We start from the raw sequence: 11,675 nt of genomic DNA on the forward strand, positions 1-11,675 counted from the left end.
GCCCCATCAAGACGCCGCCGGCCGCCGCGCCGCTGCCGCCGGACGATGGCACGCCCGCGATCTTTGGCGGCGACTGGCCCGCGCTGGCCGCCAGCCTGCCGCTGAAGGGCCTGGCGCAGCAGCTCGCGTACCAGAGCGAACTGGCGCGCGTGCAGGGCCGCACCTTCGTGCTGCGCGCGCCCGTGGCGGCGATCGCGGAAGGCAATGCAGTGGAGCGGCTGGCGCAGGCACTGTCGGACCATTTCGGCGAAGCGGTGCGCGTGCACTGCGAGGTCGGGGCGGTCAGCGAGACCGCCGCGGCCGCCGATGCGCAGGCGCGCGCGGAGCGTCAGCGCGCGGCCGAGGCCGCGATCGAGAACGATCCCTTCGTGCAGGGCCTGTTGCGCGAGTTCGGCGGCCAGATCGTGCCGGGCTCGATCCAGCCGCGGGCGTTGTGACACCGGCGCGCCGGCCATCACGTTCCCTACGTCCACACGCACATAGAGAAGCCGCCCGGCGCGCACCGACACCGAATCCACCGAATCCATCGAACTCAGGAGAAGCACCATGATGAAGGGCCAACTCGCCGGGCTGATGAAGCAAGCCCAGCAGATGCAGGAAAACATGAAGAAGATGCAGGAGCAGCTCGCGCTGATCGAGGTCGAGGGCCAGTCCGGCGCCGGTCTCGTCAAGGTCGTGATGACCTGCAAGAACGACGTCAAGCGCGTGACCATCGATCCGAGCCTGCTCGCCGAGGGCGAGGACAAGGAGCTGCTGGAAGACCTGGTCGCGGCCGCGTTCAACGATGCGGTGCGCAAGGCCGAGGCCACCACGCAGGAGAAGATGGGCTCGATGACCTCGGGCCTGCCGCTGCCGCCGGGCTTCAAGCTGCCGTTCTGAGCGCCGGCTTGCCGAACCCGCACTCCCGATGAAGGCATCCACTCCCACCTCGCTGCAGGCGCTGGTCGAGGCACTGAAGGTGCTGCCCGGCGTCGGCCCGAAGTCGGCGCAGCGGATCGCCTATCACCTGCTGCAGCATGACCGCGAGGGCGCGCGCCGGCTCGGCGACGCGCTGCGCGGCGCCGCCGACGGCGTGCGCCATTGCGCGCGCTGCAATACCTTCACCGAGGCCGAGGTCTGCGAGACCTGCCTGGACGCGCGCCGCGATGCCTCGCTGCTGTGCGTGGTCGAGACGCCGGCCGACCAGGTGATGATCGAGCAGACGCTGACCTATCGCGGCCAGTATTTCGTGCTGATGGGCCGGCTGTCGCCGCTGGACGGCGTCGGCCCGCGCGAGATCCATCTGGACCGGCTGCTGGCGCGCGCCACCGACCCCGCGCTGGGCGGCCCGGTGGCCGAGGTCATCGTCGCCACCAATTTCACCAGCGAGGGCGAGGCCACCGCGCACTACATCGGCGAGATGCTGAAGGCGCGCGGGCTCAAGGTCTCGCGGCTGGCCCGCGGCGTGCCGGTCGGCGGCGAACTCGAATACGTCGATGCCGGCACCATCGCGCGCGCGGTGATGGACCGCCGCACGCTGTGAAGCGCGATGCCGCATCGCATCGCTTCGGCCCGCATGGTCTGATCGCCCGATGAACCTGGCCCGCTTCGATCTGGTCACGCTCGGACTGTTCGTCGCCGTCGCGCGGCAGGGCAGCATCTCGGCCGGCGCGCGCCAGTCGCATCTGGCCGTTGCCGCGGCCAGCAAACGGATTTCCGATCTCGAGGCCGCCGTCGGCGCGCCGCTGTTCTTCCGCCATGCGGCCGGCGTGCAGCTGACCGAGGCGGGGCAGGCGTGCTTCCATCATGCGCTGACCGTGCTGCAGGACGTCGAGCGGATGGCGGGCGTGATGTCGGACTATGCGTCGGGCGTGCGCGGGCAGGTGCGTGTCTGCGCCAACACGTCGGCGATCACGCAGTTCCTGCCCGACGATCTGGCCGGCTTCATGCGCCTGCATCCGACCATCCGCATCGAGCTGGAGGAGCAGAACAGCGGCGATATCGTCGCGGCGCTGGTCGAGAACCGCGCCGACGTCGGCATCTTTGCCGACCGCACGCCCAGCGCGGGGCTGGTCACCGTCGAATATCGCCAGGACGAACTGGTATTGGTCACGCCGCCGGGGCATCCGCTGTCGCAGCGCGGGCCGGTGCGCTATGCCGATACCCTCGAATACGACTTCGTCAGCCTGCCGCAGGTGACCTCGCTGGCCGCGCGGCTGCTCGAGGAGAGCAGCCGGCTGGAGCGGCCGTTCCGTCTGCGCATCCAGGTGCGCAGCTTCGATGCGATGTGCCGCATGGTGATGGCGGGCCTGGGCGTCGGCGTGCTGCCGCGCATCGCCGCCGAGCCGCACGTCAAGTCGATGGGCCTGTCGCTGGTCAAGCTGCAGGACGCCTGGGCGCAGCGCTCGCTGCTGATCGGCATGCGCGATCCGGCCGCGCTGACGGTGTCGGCCCGGCTGTTGATCACCCATCTTTGCGGCGAGCGCGCGCCGTTCTGATTTCCCGCACTGAGGACTGCCCTCTCCCCACCCTCTCCCGCAAGCGGGAGAGGGAGCCTGCTGCTGGCACTCGATGGTTTTCCCGTCTCCGGCAAGCGGGAGAGGGAGCCTGCTGCTGGCACCCGACGGTTTTCCCGTCTCCGGCTAGAGGAAGAGGGAGCCCGCTGGCCTCACGGTTTTCCCCTCTCCCGCTTGCGGGAGAGGGGTAGGGGAGAGGGCAGCAGCCTTTCGCGTTCGGTGAAAGCCCGCTTCACCGATTGACGCCTTCCGCGCCCCAAGGCCCTGCGGCACACTGCGTGCAAATTCGATCGCAGGGCCGTGTCCCAGTGCGCCTCGCGATCGCCAGACACACACCGATCCCCGGAGACAATCCGCATGCCGCGACAGATTCTGGATGGCATCCGCGTGCTCGAACTCGGGCAGCTGATCGCCGGCCCCTTCGCCGCCAAGACGCTGGCCGATTTCGGCGCCCACGTGATCAAGGTCGAGCCGCCCGGACAGGGCGATCCGCTGCGCAAATGGCGCATGCTGTATCAGGACACCTCGGTCTGGTGGGAGGCGCAGTCGCGCAACAAGGAATCGATCTGCATCGACCTGCGCAACCCGGACGGGCAGGCGCTGGTGCGCAAGCTGGCGGCCGAGGCCGACGTGCTGATCGAGAACTTCCGCCCCGGCACGATGGAGAAATGGGGCCTGGGCTGGGACGTGCTGCACGCCGCCAATCCGAAGCTGATCATGCTGCGGGTATCGGGCTACGGCCAGACCGGCCCGAAGCGCGACGAGCCCGGCTTTGCCGCTGTCGCCGAGGCGATGAGCGGGCTGCGCCATCTGACCGGCGAGCCCGGACGCCCGCCGGTGCGCGCCGGGCTGTCGCTGGGCGATACCATCGCCGGCCTGCATGGCGCGCTGGGCGTGCTGCTGGCGCTGTACGAGCGCGATGCGCGCGGCGGCACCGGTCAGGTCATCGACGTGGCGCTGTACGAGGCGCTGTTCAATCTGAGCGAGAGCCTGCTGCCCGAGTATTCGGCCTTTGGCGCGGTGCGCCAGCCGGCGGGCGGCGCGTTGCCCGGCATTGCGCCGTCGAACGCCTATCCGTGCGCCAACGGCGAATACGTGCTGGTCGCCGCCAACGGCGATGCCATCTTCAAGCGGCTGATGCAGGCGATCGGCCGCGCCGACCTGGCCGACGATCCGGCGCTGGCGCGCAACGACGGCCGCGTGGCGCGGGTCGACGATCTCGATGCCGCGATCGCCGCGTGGACGCGCACGCAGGACATCGACAGCGCGCTGGCCGTGCTGCGCGAGGCCCAGGTGCCGTCCGGCCGCATCTACACGGTCAAGGACATCGCCGAGGATCCGCACTACCGCGCCCGCGGCGTGATCGAGCAGGTCACCGCGGCCAGCGGCCTGACGGTCGAGGTGCCGGGCATCGTGCCCAAGCTGTCGGGCAGTCCCGGCGCGATCCACGATCGCGCGCCGACGCTCGGCGAGCATACCGATGCGGTGCTGGCGCAGGCCGGCTTCGACGCCGCGACGATCGCCGATCTGCGCGCACGCGGGGTGGTGGCATGAACATGAACATCAGCGCGACCGCATCGGCCACGCCTTCGACGACCAGCTTCCCGCTGCGTGGTCCGGCCCGCATCGAGATCAACGAGGTCGCACCGCGCGACGGCCTGCAGATCGAACCGGTGGTGGTGCCGACCGACGCCAAGGTCGCGCTGCTGGAGGCGCTGTCGGACTGCGGCTTCGCCCGCATCGAGGCGACTTCGTTCACCTCGGCCAAGGCGATTCCCGCGCTGGCCGACGCCGAGGCGGTGATGCACCAGATGCGCCGCGCCGACGGCGTGCGCTACACGGTGCTGGTGCCGAATCTGCGCGGGCTGGAGCGCGCGCTGTCGTGCCGGCCCGATGAGGTCAATCTGGTGATGTCGGCCAGCGAGACGCACAACCGCGCCAATCTGCGGATGACGCGGGCGCAATCGCAGGCGCAGCTGCTGGCGATGATCGAAGTCGCGCGCGCGGCCGGCGTGCCGGTCAATGTCTCGCTGTCGACGGTATTCGGCTGCCCGTTCGAGGGCGAGGTCGCGATCGACGCGGTGATGGCGCTGGCGCGCAGCTTCGCGCTGGCCGGCGCCGACGGCATCACGCTGTGCGATACCACCGGCATGGCCTATCCGAACCAGGTGCGCGCGGTCTGCGAGAGCTTCCAGCGCGAACTGCCGGCTACCGGCCTGACGATCCATCTGCACAACACGCGCGGCATGGGACTGGCCAATGCGCTGGCCGCCTGGGAGACCGGCGTGTCGCGCTTTGACGCGGCGGCCGGCGGGCTGGGCGGCTGCCCCTATGCGCCCGGTGCCAGCGGCAACGTCGCGACCGAGGACCTGGTCCATATGTTCGCGTCGATGGGCGTGGACACCGGCGTCGATCTGCAGCGCCTGCTCGGCATCATCGGCGAGCTGCCGACCGTGGTCGAGCGCGAGGTCTGCAGCCAGCTGCTGCGCGCCGGACCGCGGCTGCGGACGCACCAGCCGCCGGCCTGGCTGGCGGAGCATTTCGCGGGGCAGTGAGGGCAGGTGGCCTATCCCCAAGAACAACAGCAATCAGCAAGCACGCGGATGAAGGTCCGCAACCCCAACCCAAAAACAACATCGATTCCTGGAGGAGACAGCATGTCGATCCGTTCGTCCCAACCGTTCCATTCCGCCAGCCCGGTCGCTGACTCGGCCATGCCGGGCCGCCGTCGTCTGCTCGCCGCGGCCGTTTGCGCGGCCGCAGCGTGCCTGAGCGCCGGCGCGCACGCGCAGGACGGCGCCTATCCCAACCGCGCCGTCACGCTGATCGTGTCGGCGGCGCCGGGCGGCACCACCGACCTGGCGGCGCGGATGATTTCCGAGCCGCTGGCCAAGGCGCTCGGCCAGCCCGTCGTCGTCGAGAACCGCCCCGGCGGCGCCGGCGGCATCGCCGCCCAACTGGTGGCGCGCGCCAAGCCAGACGGCTACACGCTGCTGGTGCAGTATTCGGGCTTCCACGTGATCACGCCGCTGCTGATGAAGGGCCTGTCGTGGGATCCGGTCAAGGACTTCGCGCCGGTCGCCAATCTGCTGTCGGCGCCGCAGGTGCTGGTGGTGCGCCCGAGCCTGCCGGTCAAGTCGCTGTCCGAGCTGGTGGCCTACGCCAAGGCCAATCCGAACAAGCTGAACTACGCGTCGTCGGGCAACGGCTCGCTGCAGCATGTGTCCACCGAGCTGCTGAACCAGATGGCCGGCATCCGCATCACGCACGTGCCGTACAAGGGCACGGGCCCCGCGATGACCGACCTGCTCGGCGGCTCGGTCGACCTGACCATCACCACGCCGCCTCCGCTGATTCCGCATATCCAGGCCGGCAAGCTGCGTCCGCTGGTGGTCACCAGCAAGAACCGGCTGCCCAGCCTGAAGGACGTGCCGTCGGCGCCCGAGGCCGGCTACGCCGATCTCGACGTGTCGTCGTGGTTCGCGATGTACGCGCCGGCCGGCACGCCCAAGCCGGTGATCGACAAGCTGACCGGCGAGATCGACAAGATCATGAAGACCGATGCCTTCCGCAAGAAGGCCGAGGAACTGGGCGCCGAGGCGAAGTACATGAACCCGTCGCAGCTGGGCCAGTACCAGCGCGCCGAGCTGACGCGCTGGGGCAAGGTCATCCAGTCGGCCAATATCCAGGCCGAGTAAGGCCCGGCGGCGTTCTGCCGGCTGCCGGCTGCCGGCGCCATCGCGTCTTTCCCGCGCAAGCGGAAATCCAGCGTCTTCGAGACCCGCTGGGTCCTCGCTTGCGCGGGACGACAGCCTTCTCGCCGGCGTTCCCGCTAGGTAGTGTTCCCGATTGGGCTGCGCCGCGCCGCTCGGATAGCATCGCACGAAGCCGCGCGGCGGCGGAACACACCGGCGTTGGGACACAATAAGCAGGAGACACAGATGTACAACCGGAAATTCTGGAAACAGGTGGTGATCGCGCTGGTGCTGTTCCTGGCCGGCTGGTTCACCTTCGGCGGCTTCGCGCATGCGCAGGGCAAGCCGGAGAAGGCCAAGGTCACGATCGCGGTCGGCGGCAAGAACCTGTTCTACTACCTGCCGCTGACGATCGCCGAGCGCCAGGGCTACTTCAAGGAAGAAGGGCTCGACGTCGAGATCGTCGACTTCGCCGGCGGCGCCAAGGCGCTGCAGGCGGTGGTCGGCGGGAGCGCCGACGTGGTCTCCGGCGCCTACGAGCACACGATCAATCTGCAGGCCAAGGGCCAGAACTACCGCGAGTTCGTGCTGCAGGGCCGCGCGCCGCAGATCGTGCTGGTGACCTCGAACAAGACCATGCCGGACTTCAAGTCGGTCGCCGACCTGAAGGGCAAGAAGATCGGCGTCACCGCGCCCGGTTCGTCGACCAACATGATGGCCAACTTCGTGCTGGCCAAGGCCGGGCTCAAGCCCTCCGACGTGTCCTTCATCGGCGTGGGCGCCAGCAACGGCGCGGTCGCGGCGATGCGCTCGGGCCAGATCGACGCGATGGCGAACCTGGACCCGGTGATCTCGATGCTGACGCAGAAGAACGAGGTCCGCGTGGTGGCCGATACCCGCACGCTGAAGGACACGCAGGCGGTGTTCGGCGGCAACATGCCGTCGGGCTGCCTCTATGCGTCGGCCTCGTTCATCGAGCAGAACCCGAACACCACGCAGGCGCTGACCAATGCGATGGTGCGCGCGCTGAAATGGCTGCAGAAGGCGGGCCCGTCGGACATCGTCAAGACGGTGCCGGAGAGCTATCTGCTGGGCGACCGCGCGCTGTACCTGTCGGCGTGGGACAAGGTCAAGGAGGCGATCTCGCCGGACGGCATGATGCCCGCCGACGGCCCGCGCACCGCGCTGGCCACGCTGCAGCAGTTCGATCCGGCGCTCAAGGGCAAGGCGATCAAGCTGGACCAGACCTTCACCAACAGCTTCGTGCAGAAGGCCAACGCGAAGTACAAGTAAGCCACACTGCGACGCACCGTCGTCCCCGCGAAGGCGGGGACCCAGTGGCTTCCAGAGACGCTGGATTCCCGCCTTCGCGGGAATGACGGGACGATCGACGGCCCGTTTCCGAGCGGGCCGCCGTTCTCGCGGCTTTCGGTTGTATCGAACAAAGGCCGCGCCATGGATGCGCCATCGAGGCGCCATCGAACATCACGCCGCCGTCGGCCTGCCCGATGCGCGGCGCACGCACAGCGAACCGCATGAGCACTCCGGCCCTTTCTCTCGACAACGTCACCTGTACCTTCATCTCGCGCGAGGACCGCGACCAGCGCTACACCGCCGTCAAGGACGTCTCGCTGGCGATCGCGCCCGGCGAATTCGTCTCGGTGGTCGGCCCCACCGGCTGCGGCAAGTCGACGCTGCTCAATGTCGGCGCCGGCCTGCTGGCGCCGTCGTCCGGCGAGGTGCGCGTGTTCGGCGAGCCGCTGGCGGGCATCAATGCGCGCGCCGGCTACATGTTCCAGACCGAGGCGCTGATGCCGTGGCGCAGCGCGGTGGATAACGTGATCGCGGGCCTCGAATTCCGCGGCGTGCCGCGCGCGCAGGCGGTTGCGGAAGGGGAGGAGTGGCTGCGCCGCGTGGGCCTGGGCGGCTTCGGCGACCGCTATCCGCACCAGCTGTCGGGCGGCATGCGCAAGCGCGTCGCGCTGGCGCAGACGCTGGTGCTCGACCCCGACATCATCCTGATGGACGAGCCGTTCTCCGCGCTCGACGTGCAGACCCGCCAACTGATGGAAAACGAGGTGCTGGAGCTGTGGGCCGCCAAGCGCAAGGCGGTGCTGTTCATCACGCACGATCTGGACGAAGCGATCGCGATGAGCGACCGCGTGGTGGTGCTGTCGGCGGGACCGGCCACGCATCCGATCGGCGAATTCGACATCGACCTGCCGCGTCCGCGCGACGTGGCGGAGATCCGCAACCATCCGCGCTTCGTCGAACTGCACGCGGCGATCTGGGACGTGCTGCGCGAGGAAGTGCTCAAGGGCTATGCGCAGCAGCGCAAGGTCGCCTGAAGGGCGCGACGCCCCGCGCGCGACGACCCGCAACCCCAAGCCGACGATCCAACGAACCCGAACCAATCACGATCCATGGCATTTCGTACCGATTCCAAAGGCATGCTGCGCGTCTGGCAGCTGCTCGTCCTCGTCGTCATCCTCGGCGCCTGGCACCTGGCCACGCGCTCGCAGCAGGTGGCGTTCTTCTTCGGCGAGCCGTGGCTGGTGGCGCAGCGCGTCTGGAGCTGGTTCTTCGTCGAGCGCGACATCTACCTGCATCTGGGCGTGACGCTGCTCGAGACGGTGCTGGCGTTCGGCATCGGCACCGTCGCGGGCCTCGGCGTGGGGCTGTGGCTGGCGCTGAGCCCGGTGGCCTCGGCCATCCTCGATCCGTACATCAAGGCGATGAACTCGATGCCGCGCGTGATTCTGGCGCCGATCTTCGCGGTGTGGTTCGGCCTCGGCATCTGGTCCAAGGTCGCGCTGGCGGTGACGCTGGTGTTCTTCATCGTCTTCTTCAACGTCTACCAGGGCGTCAAGGAAGTCAGCCCCGTGGTGCTGGCCAACGCGCGGATGCTCGGTGCCAACCGCCAGCAGCTGCTGCGCCATGTCTATCTGCCAAGCGCGACCAGCTGGGTGTTCTCGTCGCTGCATACCTCGGTGGGCCTGGCCTTCGTCGGCGCGGTGGTCGGCGAGTACCTGGGCTCGGCGCGCGGCGTCGGCTATCTGATCCTGCAGGCGGAAGGGACGTTCGACATCAACACGGTGTTCGCGGGCATCGTGGTGCTGACCGCGTTCGCGCTGGTGCTGGACTGGATGGTGGGGGTGGTGGAGCGGCGGCTGATGAAGTGGCAGCCGAAGAGCGGGGAGACGGAGAAGCTGTAGGGAGTTCTCCCTCTCCCGCTTGCGGTAGAGGGACGGGGAGAGGGAACAGGGCGGTCGTCATGTGGATGGAATTCGCAAATGGCCACCGCCGCTGCCCTCTCCCCCAACCCCTCTCCCGCAGGCGGGAGAGGGGAGGAGGCCCAAGGTTCGATCTCAAGTGTCGCAGGCTTACGGCACGATCACGATCTTGCCGGTGACCTTGCGCGCTTCCATGTCCTTCAGCGCCTGCGCGGCCTGTTCCAGCGGATAGCGCGCCGAGATGTGCGGGCGGATCTTGCCTTCCTTCATCCACCCCAGCATCTGCGCCATGTTGGCCTGGTTGGCGCGTGGCTCGCGGCGCGTGAATTCGCCCCAGAACACGCCGACCAGCGATGCGCCCTTCAGCAGCGCCAGGTTCAGCGGCATCTTCGGAATCTCGCCGTTGGCGAAGCCGACCACCAGATAGCGGCCGCGCCAGCCGATCGAGCGGAATGCGGGTTCCGCATAGATGCCGCCGACCGGGTCATAGATGACATCGGGACCCTTGCCGTCGGTCAGCGCCTTGATGCGCTCGCGCAGGTCCTCGGTGCTGTAGTTGATCAGGGCGTCGGCGCCATGTTCCTTGCAGACCGCCAGCTTCTCGTCGGTCGAGGCGGCCGCGATCACGCGCGCGCCGATCGCCTTGCCGATCTCGATCGCGGCCAGGCCCACGCCGCCGGCCGCGCCGAGCACCAGCATGGTCTCGCCGGCCTTCAGTTCGCCGCGATCGACCACCGCGTGGTGCGACGTGCCATAGGTCAGCGTGAAGGCGGCGGCGGTCTCGAAATCGATGCCCGGCGGCATCGGCACGACCGCGGCGGCGGGCGCCCTGGCCTGCGTCGCGAAGGCGCCGTTGCCCAGATAGGCGATCACCTTGTCGCCGGGTTTGACGTGGCTGACGCCGTCGCCGACCGAGTTGACGATGCCGGCCAGTTCGGAGCCGGGCGAGAAGGGCAGCTGCGGCTTGGCCTGGTACTTGTTCTGGATGATCAGCACGTCCGGGAAATTGACGCCGGCAGCTTTCACGTCGATCACGACTTCGCCGGGACCGGCGACCAGGTCGGGCAGGGTTTCGAGCACCAGCGAATCGGGCGGGCCCCAGGCTTTGCACAGTACGGCTTTCATCGTGTCTCCATTCAGTCTTGATGTCTTGATGCCTCGATCTGGACCGCGCGGCCACGCGGCCCGGGCTAGTGTAGCGCAGAAATAGTACGGTCGTTCAGTTCGGTGGGCGAGGGCGGCGATGCGGTGCAAATCGCCCGGTGCAGCAGTCCCTTCGCACGACGCCATCGCAATCGCCTCGGGTACAATCGCGGCCATGCACATCCTTCTCGCCAACGACGACGGTTACCTCGCGCCGGGACTTGCCATGCTGCATGCCGCGCTGGCGCCGCTGGGCCGTATCACCGTGATCGCCCCCGAGCAGAATCATAGCGGCGCATCGAATTCGCTGACGCTGCAGCGGCCGCTGACGGTCTTCGAGGCCAGAGAGGGCGAGCAGAAGGGATTTCGCTTCGTCAATGGCACGCCGACCGATTGCGTGCATATCGCGCTGACCGGCCTGCTCGACGAAAAGCCCGACCTGGTGGTGTCGGGCATCAACCAGGGTCAGAACATGGGCGAGGACGTGCTGTACTCCGGCACCGTCGCCGCCGCGATCGAGGGCTATCTGCTCGGCATCCCGTCGATCGCCTTCTCGCAGGTCGACAAGGGCTGGGAGCATCTGGATGCCGCGGCCAGCATTGCGCGCGGCATCGTCGAGCGCGCGATCGCGACGCCGCCGCGCGAACCGTTCCTGCTCAACGTCAATATCCCGAATCTGCCGTTCGAACATATCCGCGGGCTGCGCGCCACGCGGCTGGGCAAGCGCCATCCTTCGCAGCCGGTGATCTCGCAGGTCAATCCGCGTGGCGAGACCAACTACTGGATCGGGCCCGCTGGCGACGCGCTCGATGCCAGCGAAGGCACCGATTTCCACGCGACCGCGGAAGGCTTCGTTTCGCTGACGCCGCTGCAGCTGGATCTGACCCATCGCGCCCAGCTCGATTCGCTGCGGCAATGGCTCGCATGAGGCCAGCCGCGTGCCGGCCGCCGGGACCATGGGCGCGTTGAGGCCATGAGTTCGAGCCCGCGCCGACCGAAGTTTCCGCTGACGCTCGACTCCGTGGTCGAGCGCAAGCCCGCGCCCGCGCGAACCGCCGGCTTGCCCGCGATGGTGGGCAAGCGCGCGGCCACGCCGGCCCCGGCGCCCA

12 protein-coding genes and 1 pseudogene are annotated in these 11,675 nt (G+C 68.6%); 12 read left to right on the forward strand and 1 reads right to left on the reverse strand.

Annotated features, from left to right (window positions below):
• From LRR16_RS24270 to LRR16_RS24315, 10 genes are all read left to right on the forward strand, one after another.
• Positions 1-437: DNA polymerase III subunit gamma/tau C-terminal domain-containing protein (locus LRR16_RS24270; protein WP_304524554.1), on the forward strand; the 437-nt coding region annotated here is incomplete at its 5' end.
• A 109-nt stretch (positions 438-546) separates the two neighbouring features.
• Entirely contained in the window at positions 547-879 is a 333-nt protein-coding gene (locus LRR16_RS24275) for a YbaB/EbfC family nucleoid-associated protein (RefSeq protein ID WP_023263605.1), read from the forward strand.
• Positions 880-907: 28 nt separating this feature from the next.
• The gene (gene recR, locus LRR16_RS24280; RefSeq protein WP_053822074.1) at positions 908-1,522 is read left to right on the forward strand and encodes a recombination mediator RecR; all 615 of its coding nucleotides are present in this window, start codon (positions 908-910) and stop codon (positions 1,520-1,522) included.
• A gap of 49 nt (positions 1,523-1,571) precedes the next feature.
• Entirely contained in the window at positions 1,572-2,477 is a 906-nt protein-coding gene (locus LRR16_RS24285; RefSeq protein WP_006579697.1) for a LysR family transcriptional regulator, read from the forward strand.
• Positions 2,478-2,852: 375 nt separating this feature from the next.
• Entirely contained in the window at positions 2,853-4,049 is a 1,197-nt protein-coding gene (locus tag LRR16_RS24290) for a CaiB/BaiF CoA-transferase family protein (RefSeq protein ID WP_232207344.1), read from the forward strand.
• Between the two features lie 2 nt (positions 4,050-4,051).
• Positions 4,052-5,050: a hydroxymethylglutaryl-CoA lyase gene (locus LRR16_RS24295; RefSeq protein ID WP_232207349.1), complete on the forward strand. Its 999-nt coding sequence runs from the start codon at positions 4,052-4,054 to the stop codon at positions 5,048-5,050.
• Positions 5,051-5,209: 159 nt separating this feature from the next.
• Positions 5,210-6,193: a tripartite tricarboxylate transporter substrate binding protein gene (locus LRR16_RS24300; protein WP_023263603.1), complete on the forward strand. Its 984-nt coding sequence runs from the start codon at positions 5,210-5,212 to the stop codon at positions 6,191-6,193.
• Between the two features lie 243 nt (positions 6,194-6,436).
• A complete protein-coding gene (locus LRR16_RS24305; RefSeq protein WP_232207345.1) occupies positions 6,437-7,483 on the forward strand; it encodes an ABC transporter substrate-binding protein in 1,047 nt (348 codons plus the stop codon).
• A 242-nt stretch (positions 7,484-7,725) separates the two neighbouring features.
• A complete protein-coding gene (locus LRR16_RS24310; protein ID WP_232207346.1) occupies positions 7,726-8,538 on the forward strand; it encodes an ABC transporter ATP-binding protein in 813 nt (270 codons plus the stop codon).
• A gap of 75 nt (positions 8,539-8,613) precedes the next feature.
• Positions 8,614-9,405 (forward strand): ABC transporter permease, encoded by a 792-nt coding sequence (locus LRR16_RS24315; RefSeq protein WP_064577454.1) that lies wholly within the window; start codon positions 8,614-8,616, stop codon positions 9,403-9,405.
• Between the two features lie 168 nt (positions 9,406-9,573).
• On the opposite strand, the gene LRR16_RS24320 is transcribed toward LRR16_RS24315, so the two are convergent.
• Positions 9,574-10,548, reverse strand: coding sequence for an NADPH:quinone oxidoreductase family protein (locus LRR16_RS24320; RefSeq protein WP_232207347.1), 975 nt, complete (start codon positions 10,546-10,548; stop codon positions 9,574-9,576).
• A gap of 193 nt (positions 10,549-10,741) precedes the next feature.
• On the opposite strand from LRR16_RS24320, the gene surE reads away from it, so the two are divergent.
• Together surE and LRR16_RS24530 are read left to right on the forward strand one after the other, a co-directional pair.
• A complete protein-coding gene (gene surE / locus LRR16_RS24325) occupies positions 10,742-11,494 on the forward strand; it encodes a 5'/3'-nucleotidase SurE (RefSeq protein WP_232207348.1) in 753 nt (250 codons plus the stop codon).
• A 45-nt stretch (positions 11,495-11,539) separates the two neighbouring features.
• Positions 11,540-11,675, forward strand: a pseudogene (locus tag LRR16_RS24530) (protein-L-isoaspartate O-methyltransferase); the annotation flags it as partial.

It is taken from the genome of Cupriavidus sp. UGS-1 (genome assembly GCF_021213615.1).
Taxonomy (GTDB): Bacteria; Pseudomonadota; Gammaproteobacteria; order Burkholderiales; family Burkholderiaceae; genus Cupriavidus.